We start from the raw sequence: 22,391 nt of genomic DNA, 5'->3' as shown, positions 1-22,391 counted from the left end.
GCATGTGCGCGGTTGCTGGCGTGTCCGGGAAAATCCGGCCAAGGGCTGGCAAAGCCAAAAATGCGCCTTGCCAGCAGGGCTGTCTCAACGAGTACCCAGATCCGATTTTCGCAACAGGTCTGTGCCCCGCCAAAAGGCGGCTGCCAACAGCGGGCCGGGCACCATGTCGATGGCGTGCTTCTGGTGAGGAAGGTGATGAATGATGTCACCAGGACCTGCATCCACAGAACCACGGCCTTTGGAATGAAATCGGGCGCGACCGGCAAGGATCAGATAGAATTCTTCGGGTGCATGGGAATGTTCATCATAATGCTGACCCGCACCCCAATATCCGATCGACACCCGGATCGTGTCGGAATGGAACATCCCTTCGGGAGAAACCAGATTGACCCAGCCATAATTGTCCAGCCAGTCGCGGGAAAATCCGTCTGCTTCGCTATAGCTTTGTTGCCAGCAAAGCCCGGGGGCGGCGGAGATCAGCGCCGCCACGGTGTCCCGTGTCTGGTCCGAAGCTGCGCCGGCGCTCGCTGGTAATAGACGGCATACGGGCAAGGCGTGCGGTTGGGTAGCGATCCGGGGCAGGTCCTGCATGCGATCGGCGAACCAGTCCAGCTTCCCGACGTGATGACGGGCGAGGGTGGTCAGGTTGTGCAGCAGCTGCGTGGGCAATGACAGGTCACTCATAGGTGGCTACCGGCGGGCCCAGCAGTTCGGGGTCGGGGGTGACGCCCAACCCCGGCGTGCTGGGCGGGGTCGCGACGCCATGATCGTTGCGCGCACCCTGGCCGGGAACCGGGTCGACCGACAGGTGGTAATGGCACAACCAGCTGGCCAGCCGATTGGCGTCGGGTGTCGATGCGGCCAGGTGAATGGCTGCCGTATCCGCCAATGCCGAACCGCCCAGATCTTCGACATGCATCTGCCAGCCGACTGAAACACCAAAGTCGCGGATCTGGCGGGCGCGGGTCAGCCCACCGACACGGTTCGGTTTGACCTTGACCCCTTCGCAGGCGCGCAGTTTCCAGGCATCGAGATGATCGATGAACGTATGCATGCATTCGTCCAGCATGATCGGGTTGGAGACACGCGCTGCCACATGCGCGCATTGGTCCAGTGTTTCACAGGGCTGTTCCACCCAATCACGGGCGCTGACCGAATTCAGCACCTGCACCGCCACGCCGGGTTGCCAGGCGCGGTTCACGTCAAAGGTCACCTTGTGCCCTTTGGGCAGCCCACCTGAAATTGCCTCGATCCGATCTATGTCCAATCCGATATCGGTGCCGCCCACCTTGGCTGAATGCACGGTATAGCCCTTTGCCGCCGCCGTTTCGATCCGCGCCAGCATATCGTCCGGCGTGCCGGTCGAAATGGACGAGTTGACCAACACTTGCGCCGCCTCGGCACCGCCCCACATTTGCCAAAGCGGCATCCCAGCGGCCTGTCCGGCAATATCCCAGCACGCCATGTCGAGCGGGGATTTCACATAGGGATGTCCGGGCAACTGCAGGTCCATCACCCGGTTGATATGGTCCAGGCTGCGGGGGTCTTCGCCTATCAGAAACGGCGCGAGCGTTTCGATCCCGGCGCGGATGCCGGGGCCGTGGGCGGGCAGATAGGTATGGCCCCAGGGGCATCCTTCGCCCCAGCCCGTCAACCCAGCGTCGGTATCTATGCGCACGAATGTGCTATCGAGGCGTTCGAATTTCAATCGTCCCCCCGAGAGCCAGTACGGTTCGTTGAGTGGCAGTTCAATCTGATAGACGGTGATGCGTGTGATCTTCATGGCGTGTCCTCGTAAATTGCAATGGGGGCCCCCATGATCGACATATCGGGCATAACGCCCAATCCCGGTATGGCGGGGGCCTGGGCACCGCCGCCCTGGACCGGGGCGTCAAATGCAGCGGTGGTCAGTGAAACCATCGACCGGGTGTCCAGCGCACAGCGCAGCACGTGGCGGGGCGTCGATTGCGCCATATGCAGCACCGCGGCAAAGGCGATGTCGGATCCGGTGGTATCCTGCACCGACATGACCAACCCAGCGGCCCGCGCCATGTCACGCTGACGCCGGGTGGGGGTCAGCCCGCCCTGTTTCGAGATCTTGAGCCCGACCCCATCACAAGCATCGCTGGCCACTGCTTGGGCGATGTCGGCGTCGGACTGCACCAGTTCATCCAGCAGCAAAGGCACATGACAGCGTTTGCGTAAACTCAGGGTTTCGCGCCAGCTGGCGCAGGGGGCCTCGAATGTGAAATCCAAACCCTTTGGTAGCAATGCTAGGAACCGCAACGCCTGTTCCGGGCTCATCCCGCCATTGGCATCAACGAGAAACCACTCACCGGGGCGACGGTCAGCCAGGCACGCCTGTACCCGCTCGGCGTCCAGCATCGGGCCACCTTCAGCTTCGGCTGACCCGACCTTGACGGAATGGCCAAGGAACCCCAGTTCACGGTGGCTGGCCACATTTTCGCGCATCGCCTGTGGATCGTCAGAGCCGATCGAGGAGATTAGCGGCACTGCCCCCGGCACACGCCCTCCCAACAAGTCACAGACGGGCAATCCAGCGGCCTTGCCCGCGATGTCCCAACAGGCGACATCCAATGGGGTTTTGGCATGGGCATGACCAACCAGGGCGGCGTCCATCGCGTCATAGATCCGGTCATGGTGGCGCGGATCCATCCCGATCAGCGCCGGAGCCAGTTCGGCCAGGCCAGCTTTGACACCGCCAGCATGGGCCGCGATATAGGTCGACCCAAACGGCGTGCTTTCGCCCCATCCTTCCAGTCCGCATTCGGTCATGACCCGGGTAAACACGGCCGCAAAGGCTGTGAAACTGCGCCCCCCTGACAGGCGGTAGGTGCCGCCAGCATAGGGCAAAGTCACCGAGTAAACTTCGATGCGGGCGATTTTCATACAGCTTCTCCGTTGCAATCCTGAAACCAAAATTATCAGGCTCCCGGATCGCCCATGGTCCGGGAGCGGCATCCGTAGGCAATTTCATGTCGCTCGCAGAATGTAGGCCATCGGTTCAGGGCGGAGGCCCTGGCCCAAGTGATGTGTTTGCCCGTGCAAACTCAATAATCGATAGCAGGGGGGAACATGGCGGGTTTGCACCACAGAAAAACCAGGCGTGCCACCGCACCTGACAGCGGGCGTCAGGGTGTTTCGGGCTGACGCCTGTTCTCAAAATGGGACGGAAATAGCCCGGCCAGAAATCTGCACACGATTGAAACGGCGACCGGGCGGGAAAAATCGTCGGTGTTGGACATGAAGTCCACCCACATGCCTTCCAACAGCGCCAGGGTTCCCGATGTCGCATCACGGGCCAGAACTCTTGCCTCGTCGGGATCGCCACCTTCGGCCAATGTGTCGAATGCGCCCCGGATCATGTCGCGCAGGCGGCGATCCCGGGTGCTGCTGTAGCGTGCGATTTCCGGGTTTGTTCTGGCGACCCCCCGAAAGGCGTGCCAGATCCGGACCGACCGCTCATTGAGCAGGGTTTCGCTCAGATCTGCCTCGATCACGGCCATGACGATATCGGCCGGATTGTTCCCGGCCATGGCAACCCGCCGGTCGACTTCCTGATAGTATTCGATGCTTGTGGAATGAACTGCCGCAACCAGCAATTGGTCTTTGCCACCAAAATGCAGATGGATCATGCCGCGCGACAGCTCTGCCTTTTGAATGATTTTGGAGACTGTTGTGTCTGTGATTCCGATTTCAGCGATTGTGTCGAGAGTTGCGCGGATGAGAGTTTCCTTGCTGGCCTTTGGATTCCTTCGCGCGGTGCGTTTTTGATCTGAGCTGTCGGATTTTTTTGTGTTCGTTTTCAAGGTCGTGAGATCCTCAAATGGGTTGAGCGGCGAGATTATCTGTCTGCGAGATTGACAGAAACGCGGCATGCGGGCAATACTTAATGAACGATCGTCCATTAGTGGGTGTGATTTTGGTAGACCCCGACCGGGAGGGCGAAGTGTTCAATCTGCGAAGCGAAACGGGACGGGGAGTGGCGCTGAGCGCGCCTGCGACGGTCTACGTCGGGTTCCTGGTTGCGGCGCCTTTGGTCATTCTGGTGGCCTATTCGCTGTGGACGCAGACATATGTGTCGATTGACAGGACGGTGACGCTGGCCAACTACGTCGAGGCGTTGCATGATCCACTGGTGCGTCATCTGATGATCCGGTCGATCCTGATTGCGGGGGCCGTGACGATTGTGACGGTGGCGCTGGCCTATCCGATTGCCTATTTCATTGCGTTGCGGGCGCGGCGTCAGACGTTGTGGTTGCTATTGATCACCATTCCGTTCTGGTCGAGCTATCTGCTGCGGGTGTTTGCCTGGAAGCTGATCCTGGGGTTCAACGGCGTGTTGAACTCGGCGCTGTTGGGGTTGGGTGTGATCGACACGCCGCTGACGTTTCTGCTGTACAATGAATTTGCGGTGGTGCTGACGCTGGCCCATGCCTGGGCACCGTTTGCGATCCTGCCGATTTATGTGTCGTTGCAAAAAATAGATCCCTCGCTGCTGGAGGCGGCGCGGGACCTGGGGTCCAGCACAGCCGAGCGGTTCTGGCGGGTGACGCTGCCGTTGACCATTCCGGGCATCATTGCCGCCTGTCTGATCATCTTTATCCCGACGGTGGGCGATTATGTGACGCCGTCGCTGGTGGGGGGCTCGGACGGCAAGATGATTGCCAATCTGATCCAGGTTCAATTCGGCGCGGCGAACAATTGGCCGCTGGGTGCGACGTTGTCGTTGCTTGCGATGCTGGCGGTGGGGTTTGTGGCGGTTCTGTTTGTGTTGTCGGCAACCGGATTGGGGAGACGCATCAAATGAAGCGGTTCAATGCGCTGACGATCTATGCGGTGGCCTATCTGGCGTTTCTGTACCTGCCGGTGCTGTTTCTGCCGCTGTTTTCGTTCAATGACGGCACCATCGTGGCCTTTCCGATCAAGGGCTGGACGCTGGAATGGTACCGCCAGCTGGGCGGGCAGGAGACGCTGATCCAGGCGTTGCTCAACAGCCTGCTGGTGGGGATGGTTACGGCGTTGATGGCCACCTCGATGGGGTTGTTCGCGGCGCGGGCTTATGTGCGTTACCGGTTCCGGGGCAAGGAGGCGTCGGAGGCGCTGGTGATGTTGCCGCTGGTCATTCCGGGGATCATCGTGGCGTCTTCGATGCTGGTTCTGTTCATCTCGATGGGGCTGAAGCCGTCGCTGACCGCTGTGATGCTGGGGCATACGTTTTTGGCGCTACCGTTTTCCGTGTCGATCCTGAAATCGGCGTTTGACGATTTTGATGTCTCGTTCGAGGAGGCGTCATACGATCTGGGATGTGGTGTGGTCGAGACCTTTCGCCGGGTGACGTTGCCCATTGTGGCTCCGGGGATTGTCGCCAGTTTTCTGGTCACCTTCACGGTCAGCTTTGATGAATTTGTTCTGGCGTTTTTTCTGTCCGGCAACCAGCCGACGCTGCCGGTCTATATCTGGAGCCAGATCCGCTTTCCGGCCAAGTTGCCCAATACGCTGGCCTTGGGGTCGCTGCTGCTGCTGGCCTCGGTGCTGCTGTTGGTGGTGGCCGAATACTTCCGTTCCCGCTCGACCAGATCTGCCCGATCCACAGCATCATGAGGCCGCCCGTGCACCAGAAGAACATTATCGAAATCAAGGGCCTGCAGAAACGGTTCGGCACCTTCCAGGCGGTATCGGATCTGTCTCTGAACCTGCGCGAAGGTGAATTCTTCTCGCTGTTGGGCCCCTCGGGCTGTGGCAAGACCACGGTGTTGCGGATGATCGCGGGGTTCCAGGACCCGACAGCGGGTCAGGTTCTGATTGACGGTCAGGACATGGATGGGATTGCGGCCAACAAGCGGCCCACCAACATGGTGTTCCAGAGCTATGCGATCTTTCCGCATCTGAACGTGGGTAACAATGTGGCCTATGGTCTGCGCGGGCGCGGGATTGCCAAATCCGAGATTGAGGCCCGCGTCAGCGAGGCGTTGGAGATGGTCGAGCTGGGCGGCTTGCAAACCCGCGGTGCCACCGAATTGTCGGGTGGTCAGCGCCAGCGGGTGGCTTTGGCGCGCGCGCTGGTGATGCGGCCCAAGGTGCTGTTGCTGGATGAACCGCTGTCTGCGCTGGACAAGAAGCTGCGCGAGCAGATGCAGTTCGAGATGCGTCATCTGCAGCAAAGCCTGGGCATCACATTCGTCATGGTCACTCATGACCAATACGAGGCGATGACCATGTCCGATCGCATCGGGGTGATGTTCAACGGCGAGTTGGTACAGGTTGATGCACCCCAGACGCTTTATGCCAAACCCGGCACCCGCGAGGTGGCCAGTTTCATTGGTGAGATGAATTTCTTGCCCGCTGAAATCACCGACGACCACGGGGATCGGATCACCGTGACAACCCCATGTTTTGGTCTGTTGCCCATTGATCGCAATCCCAATGTCCGCCCGGGCGGGCGGGTGATCTCGGTCGGGATCCGCCCCGAACAGTTGGAGATCTCGGGCACTCGGCCCGACGGTTATGACGCCACCGTGCAGGGCACCATCCGCGATGTCGCCTTTTACGGAGAGAATGTTCACTACCATGTGCAGGTGGCGGGCATCGACAGGCCGATTGCGGCCTCGGTTCCGAATTACTTCCACACTGTCGATCACAGGCCCGGCGATCAGGTCTGGCTGGGGGTGCAAAGCGCCTCGGTGATTGATCTGGGGCCTGATCCGGGGGCCGATCAGGACCGCAACCAATAATCACTCAGGGAGAATACAGATGAAATTTACAACATTCGGGTCACTGGCCATTTCGGCCGTTCTGACCGCCAACACGGCCTTGGCCGATGGATCGGCGCTGACGGTGTTTGACTGGTCCGGCTACGAGGATCAGGGGTTTTTTGGGGCCTATATGGAGAAATACGGCGCGGCCCCGTCTTATACGTTCTTTGGCAGTCAGGAAGAGGCGTTCACCAAGCTTCAGTCCGGGTTTGCGGCGGATCTGGCGCATCCCTGTTCGGATGCGGTCCGCAAATGGGTGGCAGCTGATCTGATCCAGCCGCTGGATCCCGCAAAGCTGAGCAATTGGGACGCGATGCTGCCTGAAATCAAGGATGTCGATGGCATCATGCTGGATGGCAAGCTGTACATGCTGCCGTTTGAATGGGGCAACACCGGTCTGATTTATCGCACGGACAAGATCACGGATGAACAGATCGCACTGCAGCTGTTGGCTGATCCGGCCTATCAGGGCAAGATCTCGATCCCGGACGCGGCCTCGTCGGCCTATGCGTTGGCATCCCTGGCGACGGGCAACAGCGCTGATTACACCAGCCTCAGCGATGAACAGTTCCAACAGGCCTCTGACTTCCTGCGTTCGATCCATCCCAATGTGCGGTTCTACTGGTCGGATGCAGGGCAGATGGACCAGGCGATGGCGTCAGGTGAGCTGGAGATGGGCTGGGCCTGGAACCAGTCCGAGCTGAACCTGATCTGGAATGAAACCCCGGCCAAGATGATGCGCGACATCGACAAGGGCATTGCCACCTGGGTTTGCGGCTATGTGCACCTGAAATCGTCAACCACGCCGGTGGATCAGATCTATGATCACCTGAACGCGCTCTCGGATGCGGCCAGCGGCAAATACATCATCGAAAGCTGGGGCTATCCGCATGCCAATGCCGAGGCCTTTGGTATCTCGGATCAGGACCTGATTGCGCAATACGGGTTTGACGACCCCAAATCCTTCTTTGAAGGCAGCTTGTTCTTTGACGCGGTCACACCCGAGCTTGAAGCCAAGATGCTCAAGGAATTCGAGCGCATCAAGGCCGGCTTCTAAACACCCCCAACACCGGGGGCTCCATATGGGGTCCCCGACAATCACCCGACAAAAAGGCGTTCTCATGTCAGAGGCGAACCCATATTCTGTGCTTTTTGAACCGGTGCAGATCGGTCCGGTGACCGCGCGCAACCGTTTCTTTCAGGTGCCTCATTGCAATGGCATGGGCCATCTGCGCCCCCGGGCAGAGGCGGCAATGCGGGCGATGAAGGCCGAAGGTGGCTGGGCTGTGGTCTGCAATCAGGAGACCGAGATCCACCCGACCTCGGATCTGTCGCCTTATGCGGAAAATCGGCTGTGGGATGCCCGCGACATTCCGGCGTTGCGGCTGATGACCGAAGGCGTGCACGCCAAAGGGTCGCTGGCCGCCATTGAGCTGGCCCATAATGGCAGCCACGCCCAGAACCTGCTGAGCCGGGCTCCGGTGTTGGCCCCCTCGGACATGTCGCTGGAGCTGGTTTATCCCAAACAGGCCCGTGCCATGGACAAATCCGACATTCGCGATCTGCGCCGCTGGCATCGGGCGGCGGCGCTGCGGGCACGCGAGGCGGGGTTTGACATTGTGTATGTCTATGCTGGGCATGACATGACGTTGGCGCATCACTTTTTGAAACCGCATATGAACGATCGCTCGGATGAATATGGCGGATCCCTGGAAAACCGGCTGCGTCTGACCCGCGAGCTGTTGGAAGAGACCCATGACGCGGTGGGTGACACCTGTGCGGTGGCATTCCGGTTTGCTGTCGATGAAATGCTGGGCGCGGATGGCATGCAGGCCGCCGAAGAGGGGCGCGCCGTGGTCGAGATGCTGGCAGAGCTGCCGGATCTGTGGGACGTGAATGTGACGAGTTGGGCCAATGATTCCGCCACCACACGGTTCCAGCCGCTCGATGGGTATCAGAACGATTATATCTCGTTCGTGAAATCCGTGACTTCCAAACCAGTGGTCGGGGTCGGGCGGCTGACGTCACCTGACATGATGGCGTCGATGGTGCGCAAGGGGATTGTCGATTTTATCGGTGCCGCGCGCCCGTCGATTGCCGATCCCTTCCTACCGACCAAGATCGAACAGGGTCGAGTGGACGAGATCCGCGAATGCATCGGGTGCAACATCTGTGTTGCTGCCGACAGCGCCGGGGTTCCGATCCGCTGTACCCAGAACCCAACCATGGGCGAGGAATGGCGCCGCGGCTGGCATCCTGAACAGATCGCTGCCAAGGGCGAGGAGGAGGATGCGCTGGTGATCGGGGCCGGTCCTGCGGGGTTGGAATGTGCCATGCAACTGGCCCGGCGCGGCTATCAGGTGACCCTGGCCGAAGCGCGCGCCGAGCTGGGCGGGCGGGTGCTGTGCGAAAGCCGGCTGCCTGGCCTGGGGGCCTGGATCCGGGTGGCCGATTACCGTCTGCACGACCTGCGCCAACGCGCCAATGTGCAGATCTATACGGACAGCCGCCTTGATGCCGCCCAGGTGCTGGAGTTGGGTATTCCCAATGTCTTTGTCGCCACCGGGGCCCAGTGGCGCGCCGATGGTGTCGGGCGCAACACGCTGCGCGCGCGTCCCACGATTGCACCGGACGCGGTGATCCTGACCCCGGATGACATCATGGCCGGGATCCGGCCGCCCGATGGGCCGGTGGTGATTTATGATGATGATCACGCCTATATCGCCGGGGTGATCGCCGAACAGCTGGCCGTGGCCGGGCATGCGGTGACCTTTGTCACCCCCGAACCGCTGGTGTCGTCCTTTACCGGGCTGACCCTGGAACAGCACCGCATCCAGACCCGCCTGATCGAGCTGGGGGTGGACATCCGCTGTAATCAGATCCTGGCCGGGGTGGACGCGGCCACGGTGCAGAGTGTCTGCAGTTTTACCAGCCGTCCCACCCAGTTTCCCTGCGGGTCTGCGGTGCTGGTCACCGAACGCACCCGCGAAACGGCGCTTTACACCGGTTTGCAAACCAAGGGGCTCAAAACTCTCCAGCTCATCGGGGACGCCGCCGCCCCGGCGCTCATCGCAGACGCGACATACAGCGGACATATGGCTGCCAGGAATTTTGAACGCTCAGACACAGAGGTGGACCGCGACTGGTTCCGCCGTGAAATCATCGACCTTGAAGAAGGGGAAATCTAATGCCCAACATGTCCGCAAGACGCCCCAGCCGCCGCAGCGGAGGGCGTCAGGCCCGCCTTGTGACCCAGTCCGAAACCACCGGCAACGAAGCGGTGCGCGCCGGGTTGAGCGGGGGGCGCTACAAGCCCTTGTCGGATGCCGACATGGAGCGCATCCACAATGCGGCGCTGACCATTCTGGACCGAACCGGCCTGTCCGATCACACGCCCGAGCTGCTGGATCTGGTGCTGCCAAAGGGGGCCGTGCTGAATGCGCATAACCGGCTGTGTTTCCCCCGCGCCTTGATGGAGGATCTGCTGGCTGGGGCGGCGCGCGAATTTTATGTCCATGCGCGGGGCGAGCGCGCTGGCAAAGACGACATGCATTGCACCGCGCAAAGCGTCTATTTCTCGAACTCGGGCACGGCGGTTACCACCTTTGACGCCGAGACCAAATCCTATCGCCCATCAACCCTGCGGGACGTTTATGATTTTACCCGGCTGGTCGATCAGCTGGAAAACATCCACATGCTGGGTGACACGGTATTGGCCACCGATGTGACGGGCGATCTGGCCCATGACATGAATGTCACCTATTCCATTCTTGCGGGCAGTCAGAAACCCGCCTGTCTGACCTTCCGCGATCGCAGCCATCTGCCCCATGCGATCCGCATGTTCGATCTGGCCTCGGGTGGCGAAGGGAGCTTTTTAAAGAAACCTTCGGTGATCTTTGGCGGTTGCCCTGTGGTGTCGCCGCTGCGTTTTGGTCGCGAAAACCTGGAATTGATGATCGACACGGCCAAATTGGGGCTGACCGTCGATCTGGCCGTCCCGCCGCAGGCCGGGGCTACAGCCCCCGCGACTTTGGCCGGGACGTTGGCGCAGGCCGTTGCCGAAACCCTGGCCTGTGTGGCGATTGTGAATCTGATCAATCCGGGGTGCCCGGTATGTTTTGCGGCCTGGCCCTTCATCACCGACCTGCGCAGCGGATCCTTCACCGGCGGTGGCGGAGAACAGGCGCTGATCGGCGCAGCCGCGGTTCAGATGGGCAATTTCTATAACCTGCCCACGTCGGTGGGCGCGGGCATGACCGATGCCAAGATCCCGGATGCGCAATACGGGTTGGAAAAGGCGCTGACCTTTACGCTTGCGGCCCATGCCGGGGCCAATCGACTGTGCGAATTTGGCGGCATGATCGGATCCCTTATGGGGTGCAGTTTCGAGAGCATGGTGATTGATGATGAAGCAGGCGGCATGATCCTGCGCACTCTGCGCGGCATCGAAGTGTCGGACGAGACCCTGGCCGTTGACGTCATCCACACTTGCGCGATCGATCCGGGGCATTTCCTGGGCAATCCGCATACGTTGTCTTATATGAACAACGAATATGTCTATCCCAAGCTGATGGACCGCGAACGCACGGACACCTGGGAAACCGAAGGCAAGACCGACCTGCTGGAGCGGGCCAGGGTCAAATCCGACGCCATCCTGAACAGCCATTTCCCGAATTATTTTGGGGCCGCAGATGCCCAGGTGCGCAGCGAATTCGACATCGTTTTTGAGGCCGACACCATGACCCGTCCGGCCCCACGCGCCAATGTCGTCTGATGGGGGTATGACATGCTGAAATACAATGATCACGCCACGATGAACCGCTGGGACAATGAGAATTTTGTCCACCCCTGGGAGGGGATGGAGGCGATTGGTCACAACGAGCGTACCTTTGTTGAAGGGGGCGAAGGCGTCTATGTGGTCACCGAAAAAGGCGATCGTCTGATCGACGGGCCGGGGGGCATGTGGTGTGTCCAGATTGGCTATGGGCGCGATGACATGGCCGATGCCATGGCCGATCAGGCCCGTCAGATGGCCTATTTTTCGCCGTTCAACAATGCCCATTCGACCGCTGCGCGTTTGGCCCGTGAAATTGCCGCCCGTACGCCGGGGGATCTGAACCATGTGTTCTTTACCACCGGCGGGTCCACGGCGGTCGATAGCGCGCTGCGGTTCATTCAATTCCGCAATAACCTGTTGGGACACCCGGAAAAGAAGATCGTGATCTCCAGGCACAAAGCCTATCATGGCTCTACCTATCTGGCGGCCAGCGTCAGCGGCAAGGAGCGTGACCGGCTGTGGCTGGACAAGGCTGAGGGGCTGGCGCATTTCCTGCCGGATGTGAACCCGCTGCACCGGGACGAAGGCACCAGCATGGAGGATTTTCTGGACCAGAAGGTGCAGGATCTGGAACAGGCGATCCTGCACCTGGGCGCAGAGAAGGTTGCGGCCTTTATCGCAGAACCCATTCTGGCCTCTGGTGGGGTGATCGTACCGCCGCCGGGCTATCACAAACGCTGCCTCGAAATCTGTCGCCGCCACGATGTTTTGTACATCTCCGACGAGGTCGTCACCGGCTTTGGCCGTTTGGGACATTGGTTCGCCTCCGAGGAGGTGTTCGGCATCACCCCCGACATCATCACCTGCGCCAAGGGCATGACATCAGGCTATGTGCCAATGGGGGGCTGCATTATCTCGGATCGGCTGATTGACGAGGTATCCGGTGCCGCCGCGCAGGGGGCGACATTTTCGAACGGGTTTACCTATTCGGGCCATCCGGTCAGCGCCGCGGCCGCGCTGAAGAATATCGAAATCATCGAATCCGAAGGCATCCTGGATCATGTGCGTGAGGTCACACCGCTGTTCCAGGAACGACTGCACGCGCTGTCTGAGCTGGACATCGTCGCCGATACACGCGGAATGGGCCTGATGGGATGTGTCGAATGCAAAATGGGTGACAAAACATCCCTGGAAAACGACTATCAACTCGGAACCATTATCGATGCACATTGCCAGAAAAACGGCCTGATCCTGCGACCTATCATAAACATGTGCGTCTTTTCTCCCCCCCTCATCATAACAAAAACGCAAATCAACCAGATGTTCGATATCCTGCAGGATGGTGTTCGGGCCGCGATGGAGGCACCTGCAAAATAGAGCCGACCATTGTAGATTGTCCCGTCGGGTGATGAAAATGACGCCGTCCCTCAGGGGGCGGCGTCTGTCTTTGCGCTCGGCCCACCGGGCATTGTTTGGTGAACAGGATCGTTGAAAACATTGATCCGAAACGGATTTCGCCAGGGTGACGTTACGGAGCCTGATGTTGACGCATGGCACACCAAGTGAAATCCTTTGACTGCGATCGGAGGATTCGTGGACGAGGTGATGCAAGTCAGTCACCGCATACCGGGATGATGTGCTATCGTGAGGGTTCTCACGTTTGGTGCCGGTCGCGGTGAGCGATGCAAGCCGAATTTGGGTGTGGGGCAGTTTTGAGCAAAACGGCTCTGGTGACGAGAGTTTGATTTTTTTCTCCGTTACGCCTGTGGGCCTTCATGGTTGGCTCCGTCCAAGGTCTTGGCACTGAACCGAAAGGAAAGGCAGCTGGTCCAGAATATGGCGGCATATGCTTGCAGGTATGCACCCGGTGCTCCGGGACTTTGGGATCCAACCCAAGGCCCGCGCAGAGATCGGGTGATCGGACACGAAACGCCGACCGAAATATGATCATCGCTATACTAGAAAAGGGGAGTACAGATGATTTCGAAACTTAAATTGGCAGGTGCGGCATTGATCGCATCCATGACATTCTCGGGTGCAGCCACTGCGCAAGAGTTCATTTCCATTGGCACCGGCGGTGTCACCGGGGTCTATTATCCCACAGGTGGCGCGATCTGCCGTCTGGTGAACAAAAGCCGCAAGGAACATGGCATTCGCTGCGCCGTGGAGTCCACCGGCGGGTCGGTTTACAATATCAACACCATCAAGGCCGGAGAGCTGGAATTTGGCGTTGCCCAGTCCGATTGGCAGTACCATGCCTATCACGGCACTTCCAAATTCAAGGACAACCCGTTCCCGGATGTGCGCGCCGTGTTCTCGGTCCACCCGGAACCCTTTACGCTGATCGTGCGCTCCGACAGCGGCATCGCAGGCTTTGGCGATCTCAAAGGCAAGCGGGTCAATGTGGGCAATCCCGGATCCGGTCAGCGCGCAACCATGGAAGTGGTGATGGACGCCTTTGGCATCGGTATGGGTGATCTGGCGCTGGCAACCGAATACAAAGGGTCAGAAATGGCCAAACAGCTGTGTGATGGCAATATTGACGCGATGATTTATACCATCGGTCACCCCGCCGCCGCGATCAAGGAAGCCACCACCACCTGTGACGCAACACTGGTGTCGGTCAGCGGCCCCGAGATCGACAAGCTGGTTGCCGACAATCCGTTCTACCGCACGGCGGTCATTCCCGGCGGCATGTACAAGGGCACCGATGGCGACACCACCACCTTTGGTGTGGGCGCAACATTCGTGACGTCGGCCGCTGTGTCGGATGACGTTGTCTATGTGGTTGCCAAATCGGTGATGGAAAACATCGAAGACTTCCGCAAGCTGCACCCGGCGTTCGCCAATCTGAAAGCCGAAGAAATGGTCAGCGACGGCCTGAGCGCACCGCTGCATCCCGGGGCCGAAAAAGCCTATATGGAATTGGGTCTGAAGTAACCTTTTCCCAACGGGTGTTTGAATGATGCGATGCGCCCCCACCAAACGAGGGGCGCATCCAAAAAGAACATAGGGGAGTGATATGGCACAAGATCATCAGACAGATGGCACCGCCACAGCCGACGCCATGGTGGCCGAAGCGGACACCGGTGCACGCAATCCATCCGGCATTCAGGGGCGGGCGATCATTGCGATCTGTATCCTGTGGTCTCTGTTTCAGCTGTATATCGCCTCCAAACTGCCGGGGGTTCTGGCGCTGGCCACCGGATTTTCCGACTTTGCCAATATCGTGGCGCAGGCACGGTTCGTGCACCTGGCCTTTGCCATCACGTTGGCGACAATGGCCTTTCCCCTGTTCAAGAATTCACCCAAGGACCGGATTCCGCTGTATGACTGGGCTTTGCTGATCCTCGGGGTCAGCGCCTGTCTCTACCTGATTTTCTTTCGCTACCAGATTGCAGACCGGCCAGGGTTGTGGAGCACATCTGATGTCGTGATGAGCGCGATCGGTCTGATCGTGCTGCTGATTTGTGTCTACCGTTCGCTTGGGCTGCCGTTGGTCTGTATTGCCTCGGCGTTCTTGCTGCTGGCCTTCTTTGGCGGTGAAAGCGAATGGATCCGCAATATCACCAACTACGGCGGTTCCTCTTTGACTAAGGCATTGGGGCACTATTGGATGCAGACCGAAGGCGTGTTCGGCGTTGCCTTGGGCGTGTCCACGACGATGATTTTCCTGTTCGTTCTCTTTGGTGCATTGCTGGACCGTGCGGGCGGGGGCAATTGGTTCATCAAGGTGGCGATTGCGCTGCTGGGCGCGCTGCGCGGTGGCCCGGCCAAGGCGTCTGTCCTGTCTTCGATGATGACCGGGATGATTTCGGGCAGCTCGATTGCCAACACGGTGACCACCGGCACTTTTACCATCCCGCTGATGAAGCGCATTGGCTTTCCGGCGGAAAAGGCCGGCGCGGTCGAAGTCGCCAGTTCGACCAATGGTCAGCTGACGCCACCAGTGATGGGGGCCGCGGCCTTCCTGATGGTGGAATACGTCAATATTCCCTACATCGACGTGGTCAAACACGCGTTTCTCCCGGCGGTGATCTCCTATATTGCGCTGCTCTATATCGTGCATCTGGAAAGCCTGAAAATGGGTCTGGAAGGGTTGAAGAAGGATGGCCGCAAGATCGGCGTTCTGATGATCCTGATCCTGTTCCTTTCCGGCTTCATCTTTCTGGGTGTGGCGACGTTTCTGATGGTTGGCGTGCGGATGCTGCTGGAGCCGATGATGGGCGAAACGGTCTATGCCGCCGTGGCCATTGTTGCGGTGCTCTATGTGTTTCTGGTGGCCGTGGCCGCGCGGTACCCGGATATTGCGGTGGATGATCCCAACGCGCCCGTCCCCCATGCGCCACGCCTGACGCCGACGCTGATTGGTGGGGCCTATTACGCGCTGCCGATTTTCATTCTGGTATGGAATCTGATGGTGCGCACCGAAAGCCTGGACCGGCTGTCGCCGGCGCTGTCGGCGTTTTGGGCTACCATTTTCATGATCATCATTGCGCTGACCCATCGCCCGCTCAAGGCGTTCTTTCGCGGTGGCGATATCGGTGGCGAGGGCCGCGCCGGTTGGGGCGACTTTGTTCAGGGTCTGATCATGGGCGCGCGCAACATGATCGGTATCGGCGTTGCCACCGGGGCTGCGGGTATCATCGTCGGAACCATCAGCCTGACCGGGGCCCATCAGGTGATCGGTCAGGTGATCGAGGTGATTTCGGGTGGCAACCTGATGATCCTGCTGTTCCTGGTGGCGGTGCTGAGCCTGGTGCTGGGCATGGGGCTGCCGACCACGGCGAACTATATCGTTGTAAGTTCGCTCATGGCGCCGGTGATCGTGACGGTCGGGGCGCAATCGGGCCTGGTGGTGCCGCTGATCGCGGTGCATATGTTCGTGTTCTATTTCGGCATTCTGGCGGATGACACGCCCCCTGTGGGGCTTGCGGCCTATGCGGCGGCGGCAATTTCGCGCGGCGATCCGATCAAAACCGGCATTCAGGGCTTTGGCTATGACATCCGCACGGCGCTGTTGCCGTTCCTGTTCATCTTCAACACCGACCTTTTGCTGATCGACGTGGGGCCGCTCAAGGCGGTGCTGGTGTTTGTCATTGCGCTGATTGCCATGCTGTTGTTCGCGGCTGCGACCCAGGGGTATTTCATCGCCAAATCCCGCAAATGGGAAAGCGCGCTGCTGTTGGTCATTGCCTTCATGCTGTTTCGGCCGGATTTCTTCCTGGATCAGGTGTCGGACAAATACGCTTCATCTTCGGGGCCTGCGGCCTTGAGCCTGATGACGGATCAGGCCAGCGGCAATAACATTCGGCTGTTGATCGAAGGACCCGATTTTGACACGGGCAAGATCCGTCCGACCACCGTGGTAATCCCCGCCGTGGCGGGGGATGCAGTGACGGCATTGTCGGACCAGGGGCTCAGCGTGATCGAAGAGGGTGACACCCTGCTTTTGGACGAACCCTTCCCCGGCACGCCGCATTTCGAAGCTTTGGGCAACGAATATGATTTCTACGGCGACAGCCCGGTGGTCATTGCCCAGGTGCAGGTTGAAAATGATCGCTTGCCCAAGGAGCTGTTCTTTATCCCGGCGCTGTTGCTGCTTGCGGGGCTGGTGTTGATCCAGCGTCCGCGCGCCACGCAACCCGCCTTTTGAGGGAGGACAAGATGTTCAAGACAATCCTGCTGACGGTTGACGTCAACGATTTCAAAGGGGCCGAACGCCCCGCCGAAGTGGCCATGCAGATGGCGCAAGCCGACGGCAGCGCGCTACACGTCATGAACGTGGTACCCGATTATGGCATGGCCATTGTCGGGTCGTTCTTTGGGCCCGGACACTCCAAGAAAATCCTGACCGAGGCGCGCACCGCGTTGGAGACATGGGGCAAGGACCGGTTCGCCGACCTGCCCGAGGTGCATTTCCTGGTGGATCAGGGCACCATCTACGACCGTGTCCTCCAGGAAGCCGAAATCATCGGGGCCGATGCGATTGTCGTTGGTGCCCATAAATCGCAATTGCAGGACTATCTGATAGGCCCCAATGCCGCACGTATTGCCCGACACGCGACGCAATCGGTTTTTGTGATCCGATAATCAATAGGGCGGCGACACTGTGTCAGCCAAATCGCGGTTGTGATCGCGGCTGTGCCTGTGCGCAGCTGCCCAATTGTGCGCGCTGGGTGCACAAAAAACCATTGCTTTGCCTATTGAATAGTTCAAATTCAGAAGTATATCAGCTCGCAACCCTATGCGGAGCGTTGGCATGGCCCTGGATGAATCCGATGACGAGCTGAAAACCCTGACGCCTGAAATCCGGGCGATGATGGGGGTGTTCGCGCTTTACTGGAAGCTCGATGAAGGCATCGAGAGCATCAATGTCGAACCGGCGCTGGCAGATCAGGAATGCCACATGATCATCCGGTTGGATGAACCGCGCCGGATGGGGGTGATGGCACGGCTGATGTTGACGGTGCCGTCCGCGATCACTGCCGCAGCCGATAGCCTGGAGAACCTGGGATACATCGAACGCAAACGCGATCCCGCAGACCGGCGCGCCTGGCTGTTGCAGCTGACCGAAGCCGGATGGGAGCGCCGCCGCCAAATGGAACAGACGGCCGGGGAACTCTTCCGCGCCACCGCCGGTCTTTCGCCGGAAGAAACCCGGATCTTTGCCGAACTGGCAGACAAGATCCATGACAATGTTATGCGCAACAGCTTTCCCGAAGGACTCGCAAAATGCGAATGAGAACTGCCTTTCTGGCGCTTATGATCCCCCTGATTACCACCGCCCATCCGGCCCTTGCGCAGGAGGTGTTGAAACCGGTCAAATTGATGACCACCCAAGAAGGCGGCATGGCGGTGGAACGCCAGTTTTACGGTCAGGTCGCGGCCAAGGATACGGTTGATCTGGCTTTTCAGGTCGGGGGGCAGGTGGTCCTGTTCCCGGTGACCGAAGGATTCATCGTCAACCGGGGCAATTTGATCGCCGAACTGGATCTGGAGCAGTTCCAGTTGCAGTTGGACCAGGCCCGGCTGCAATTGGAACAGGCCGAACGCACAGTCGAACGGTTGACCCGGCTCAAGGGCACGGTCAGCCAGGTTTCGATAGATGACGCCGAAACCCAGGCCGCGCTGGCAGCCATTGCCCTGCGCAATGCCGAATACGACCTGAAACATGCGTCCCTGAACGCGCCATTCGACGGGTTGGTTTCGAGCCGCGAAGTGGCGATCTATTCAACGGTATCGGCTGGCACGCCCATTGTGCGTCTGCACGACATGTCCGAACTGCACATCGAAGTCGACGTACCCGAAATCCTGTTCCAGCGTACCGATGGTGACAGCGGGTTCGACATTGCCGCGACCTTTCCGGGCCGGGACGAAGAATTTCCGTTGCGCATTCTGGAATTCGACGCCGAAGCCAGCAATGTCGGTCAGACCTTTCGTGTGACATTCGCCCTGACCCCGCCCGACGGGTTCGAGATCTATCCGGGGTCGTCGACGACCGTTTCAGTTCGGGTCAACACCGACCAAACTGCAATCACATTGCCACCCACCGCTTTGGTCACCAAGCCCAGCGGTGACATCGGCGTGATGGTCTTTGACCCCATGGGCGCAGACGAAGGCACTGTGACCTGGACGTCTGTCGAAATACAGCCGACCCAAAAGGGTGCCTTTCAGGTGCTGAGCGGTTTGACCGGCGGGCAGGAAATCGTCCTGGTGGGGGGCAACGCCTTAAAAGACGGTCAAGCGGTGCGCCGCTTTACCGGTTTTGCGAACTGAGGCTGCGATCATGGACATTGCACGCGCATCCATTGAACGGCCGTTGATCACATGGCTGATCATGCTGATCGCCCTGTTTGGCGGCATATGGGGGTTTTTGTCGCTGGGGCGGCTCGAAGATCCGGCCTTTACCATCAAACAGGTGGTCATTGCGACCCAATACCCCGGAGCCACCGCTGAACAGGTGGCATTGGAGGTGTCCGAACCGCTGGAATCAGCGATCCAGAAAATGGGCGAGGTCAAGCTGATCACCTCGATCAACCGCCCCGGCAGTTCGCTGATCGAGGTCGAGGTGAAATCGACCTATGACGGTACCGAACTACCTGAAATCTGGACCAAACTGCGCGCCCGTATCCGTGACGCTGCGCGCGGATTGCCGGATGGTGTCGGGCAGCCCTATGTCAATGACAGCTTTGGTGACGTGTTCGGCCTGTTTTACGCGGTCACGTCCGATGGTTATACCGACGCCGAAAAACACGAACTGGCAACTTTTTTGCGGCGCGAATTGCTGACCGTGGATGGTGTGGCCGATGTCGAAGTCTCTGGCCTGCCCGAAGAGGCGATTTTCGTCGAGCCGGATCTGGCGATTTCGATCAATCAGAATGTACCGATGTCCGCGATTGGCAACGCCATTGCCACTTCGAATTCGGTACGTTCTGCCGGGGCGCTGGATGCCGGTCCGGCCAAGACGATCCTGCAGGTTCCGGATGGTTCTGACAGCGTGTCCGAGATCGCCGGTCTGTCGGTCGGTGCCCAGGGCGAGGTCATCAATGTGATCGACATGGCGGATGTGTATCGCGCCCGCAAGGAAGATCCCGCGTTGATCGTACGGTTCAACGGTACCGAGGCCTTTACCCTTGGGATTGCCGGCCTGGCGACGGAAAACATCGTCAATGTGGGCAAACGCGTTGACGCCAAGCTGGCCGAACTGGGGCCGCAGATCCCGTATGGCGTCGAACTGGAACCGATTTACCAACAGCATGTGGTGGTGGAACAGGCGTCGAACGACTTTTTGGTGAATCTGGCCATGTCTGTGGCCATCGTGGTTGCTGTGCTCGCCATCTTCATGGGGTGGCGGGCCTCCATCGTGGTGGGGGCAACGCTGTTGCTGACCGTGGTCGGCACGCTGATGTTCATGAACCTGTTCTCCATCGAAATGGAACGGATTTCGCTGGGCGCGCTGATCATTGCCATGGGGATGTTGGTGGACAACGCCATCGTGGTTGCCGAGGGTATGCAGATTTCGATGCTGCGGGGAAAATCTTCGCGCGATGCCGCGGACGAAGCCGCCTCGAAAACCCAAATCCCGCTGCTTGGGGCCACTGTGATCGGGATCATGGCCTTTGCCGGGATCGGGCTCAGCCCGGATGCGACCGGGGAATTCCTGTTCTCGTTGTTTGCAGTGATCGGTATTTCGCTGTTGCTCAGTTGGGTGCTGGCGCTGACCGCAACGCCATTGTTGGGGCATTACTTCTTTAAACAGGGCAAAAGCGGGGATGCGGGCAGCTATGACGGTTTGTTGTTCCGCGTTTATGGTTCCATGCTGAGGCTGGCACTGAAGCTGCGCTGGCTGGTGGTGATTGGTCTGGTGGCGGTTACGGTTGTCTGCTTCGCGGGTTTTGGCCTGATGAAACAACAGTTCTTTCCCAACTCGAACACGCCATTGTTCTTTGTCCACTACAAGCTGCCACAAGGTACCGCCATCGCCACCACCTCGTCCCATCTGAGTGTGTATGAGACGTGGCTGGCAGACCGCGATGACGTGGTGTCCGTGACCAGCTTTGTCGGGCAGGGGGCCAGCCGCTTTATGCTGACCTATTCGGCGGAAAAGCCGAATCCCAGCTATGGCCATCTGATCATTCGCACCGAAACCATTGATGACATTCCCGCGCTGCAGGCCGATCTGGAACGCTTTGGCAAGGAACGGTTCCCCGAGGGTGAATTCCGCACCAAACGCCTGGTATTTGGCCCCGGAGGCGGCGATCCGATCCAGGTGCGGTTTTCCGGCCCGGACCCGCAGGTGCTGCGCCAACTGGGAGAAGAAGCCGCCAACCGGCTGGTTGCCGCATCGGACAACGTTCTGGATGTGCGCAACAATTGGCGCGAACAGGAACTGGTGTTGAAACCGACCTATGCCACTGACCGGGCGCAGACGGCTGGCATCAGCCGCGAGGACATTGCCGATACGTTGCTGTTTTCGACTGACGGCATCGTCGGGGGTGTGTTCCGTGAGCGCGACCGATTGATCCCGATCATTATTCGACGCCCACGCGACGGCGACTATAACCTGATGGATCAGATGGTGTTTTCCAGCTCGGCGGGGACTGTTGTGCCGTTGGAACAGATGATCGACGGTGTGGAAACCGAAGTTCAGAACACGTTGGTGCATCGCCGTGATCGGGTTGCGACGCTGACCGTTGGCGCCGATATTCCGCCGGATCTGACAGCGGTCTCTGTTATGGCCGAGATCCGAGAGAGCATCGACACCATGCCGTTGCCGCCGGGCTACAAGATGGCGTGGGGAGGCGAGATCGAAGATTCAGCCGAAGCTCAGGAAAGCCTGGGCAAACAACTGCCGCTGTCGGCGCTGATCATGGTGCTGATTTCGGTGCTGTTGTTCAATGCGATCCGCCAGCCGGTGATTATCTGGCTGTTGGTGCCGATGTCGGTGAACGGGGTGGTGATCGGCCTGTTGGGAACCGGGCTGCCGTTTACCTTTACCGCGTTGCTGGGGCTGTTGTCGTTGTCGGGGATGTTGATCAAGAACGGCATTGTGTTGGTCGAGGAAATCGACCTGGTACGCGCTGACGGCAAACAGCTGCGCGAGGCGATTGTCGAGGCATCCGTGTCACGTCTGCGCCCCGTCATGCTGGCCGCGGTGACCACTGTGTTGGGCATGGTGCCGCTGCTGGGGGATGCGTTCTTTGTCTCGATGGCGGTGACGATCATGGGTGGTTTGGCCTTTGCCACGATCCTGACCCTGGTGGCTGCGCCGGTGTTCTATCTGATCTTCTTTGCCCGTGAAGAGAAGCGCGAATTGGCGGCGGCTACGACCTGAT

17 protein-coding genes are annotated in these 22,391 nt (G+C 59.4%); 13 read left to right on the top strand and 4 right to left on the bottom strand.

Translation table 11 applies throughout. From position 1 onward, the window contains the following. Positions 1–84: 84 nt before the first annotated feature. The 4 genes from QEZ52_RS16365 to QEZ52_RS16350 form a co-directional block, all read right to left on the bottom strand. Positions 85–684, bottom strand: coding sequence for a dimethylsulfonioproprionate lyase family protein (locus tag QEZ52_RS16365; protein ID WP_406645529.1), 600 nt, complete (start codon positions 682–684; stop codon positions 85–87). Further along, positions 677–1,783, bottom strand: coding sequence for a mandelate racemase/muconate lactonizing enzyme family protein (locus QEZ52_RS16360; protein WP_406645528.1), 1,107 nt, complete (start codon positions 1,781–1,783; stop codon positions 677–679). Before QEZ52_RS16360 ends, QEZ52_RS16365 begins: the two co-directional genes overlap by 8 nt. Then, a complete protein-coding gene (locus QEZ52_RS16355; protein WP_406645527.1) occupies positions 1,780–2,910 on the bottom strand; it encodes a mandelate racemase/muconate lactonizing enzyme family protein in 1,131 nt (376 codons plus the stop codon). The genes QEZ52_RS16360 and QEZ52_RS16355 overlap by 4 nt, the downstream gene beginning before the upstream one ends. A gap of 242 nt (positions 2,911–3,152) precedes the next feature. After that, positions 3,153–3,830 (bottom strand): TetR family transcriptional regulator C-terminal domain-containing protein, encoded by a 678-nt coding sequence (locus QEZ52_RS16350; RefSeq protein ID WP_406645526.1) that lies wholly within the window; start codon positions 3,828–3,830, stop codon positions 3,153–3,155. 83 nt (positions 3,831–3,913) lie between these two features. Here QEZ52_RS16350 and QEZ52_RS16345 point away from each other — a divergent pair, with 83 nt between their 5' ends. The 13 genes from QEZ52_RS16345 (at position 3,914) to QEZ52_RS16285 (ending at position 22,390) form a co-directional block, all read left to right on the top strand. After that, the gene (locus QEZ52_RS16345) at positions 3,914–4,831 is read left to right on the top strand and encodes an ABC transporter permease (protein ID WP_406645525.1); all 918 of its coding nucleotides are present in this window, start codon (positions 3,914–3,916) and stop codon (positions 4,829–4,831) included. Continuing rightward, a complete protein-coding gene (locus tag QEZ52_RS16340) occupies positions 4,828–5,625 on the top strand; it encodes an ABC transporter permease (RefSeq protein ID WP_406645524.1) in 798 nt (265 codons plus the stop codon). The genes QEZ52_RS16345 and QEZ52_RS16340 overlap by 4 nt, the downstream gene beginning before the upstream one ends. Before the next feature lie 8 nt (positions 5,626–5,633). After that, positions 5,634–6,755, top strand: coding sequence for an ABC transporter ATP-binding protein (locus QEZ52_RS16335; RefSeq protein ID WP_406645523.1), 1,122 nt, complete (start codon positions 5,634–5,636; stop codon positions 6,753–6,755). 19 nt (positions 6,756–6,774) lie between these two features. Then, positions 6,775–7,833 (top strand): PotD/PotF family extracellular solute-binding protein, encoded by a 1,059-nt coding sequence (locus QEZ52_RS16330; protein WP_406645522.1) that lies wholly within the window; start codon positions 6,775–6,777, stop codon positions 7,831–7,833. A 64-nt stretch (positions 7,834–7,897) separates the two neighbouring features. Next, on the top strand, positions 7,898–9,964 hold the full coding sequence (locus tag QEZ52_RS16325; protein WP_406645521.1) for an NAD(P)-binding protein: 2,067 nt from the start codon (positions 7,898–7,900) through the stop codon (positions 9,962–9,964). After that, positions 9,964–11,550 carry a trimethylamine methyltransferase family protein gene (locus QEZ52_RS16320; protein WP_406645520.1) on the top strand — a complete coding sequence of 529 codons (1,587 nt, stop codon included), beginning with the start codon at positions 9,964–9,966 and terminating at the stop codon, positions 11,548–11,550. Before QEZ52_RS16325 ends, QEZ52_RS16320 begins: the two co-directional genes overlap by 1 nt. Positions 11,551–11,562: 12 nt before the next feature. After that, positions 11,563–12,930: an aminotransferase gene (locus QEZ52_RS16315; protein WP_406645519.1), complete on the top strand. Its 1,368-nt coding sequence runs from the start codon at positions 11,563–11,565 to the stop codon at positions 12,928–12,930. Positions 12,931–13,530: 600 nt separating this feature from the next. Then, positions 13,531–14,493: a TAXI family TRAP transporter solute-binding subunit gene (locus tag QEZ52_RS16310; RefSeq protein WP_406645518.1), complete on the top strand. Its 963-nt coding sequence runs from the start codon at positions 13,531–13,533 to the stop codon at positions 14,491–14,493. A gap of 82 nt (positions 14,494–14,575) precedes the next feature. Continuing rightward, complete coding sequence (locus QEZ52_RS16305; RefSeq protein ID WP_406645517.1) at positions 14,576–17,209, top strand: TRAP transporter permease; 2,634 nt, start codon at positions 14,576–14,578, stop codon at positions 17,207–17,209. Between the two features lie 11 nt (positions 17,210–17,220). Continuing rightward, positions 17,221–17,646: a universal stress protein gene (locus tag QEZ52_RS16300; protein ID WP_406645516.1), complete on the top strand. Its 426-nt coding sequence runs from the start codon at positions 17,221–17,223 to the stop codon at positions 17,644–17,646. A 169-nt stretch (positions 17,647–17,815) separates the two neighbouring features. Beyond that, positions 17,816–18,298 (top strand): MarR family winged helix-turn-helix transcriptional regulator, encoded by a 483-nt coding sequence (locus QEZ52_RS16295; protein ID WP_406645515.1) that lies wholly within the window; start codon positions 17,816–17,818, stop codon positions 18,296–18,298. Further along, on the top strand, positions 18,289–19,332 hold the full coding sequence (locus QEZ52_RS16290; RefSeq protein WP_406645514.1) for an efflux RND transporter periplasmic adaptor subunit: 1,044 nt from the start codon (positions 18,289–18,291) through the stop codon (positions 19,330–19,332). Before QEZ52_RS16295 ends, QEZ52_RS16290 begins: the two co-directional genes overlap by 10 nt. A gap of 10 nt (positions 19,333–19,342) precedes the next feature. Next, positions 19,343–22,390 carry an efflux RND transporter permease subunit gene (locus QEZ52_RS16285; protein WP_406645513.1) on the top strand — a complete coding sequence of 1,016 codons (3,048 nt, stop codon included), beginning with the start codon at positions 19,343–19,345 and terminating at the stop codon, positions 22,388–22,390. Position 22,391 lies beyond the last annotated feature (1 nt).

Origin of the sequence: Aliisedimentitalea scapharcae (assembly GCF_045277565.1) — a bacterium.
Taxonomy (GTDB): domain Bacteria; phylum Pseudomonadota; class Alphaproteobacteria; order Rhodobacterales; family Rhodobacteraceae; genus Aliisedimentitalea; species Aliisedimentitalea scapharcae.
Note: the sequence above shows the minus strand (reverse complement) of the source record. Positions and strands in the feature narration are given on the sequence as shown.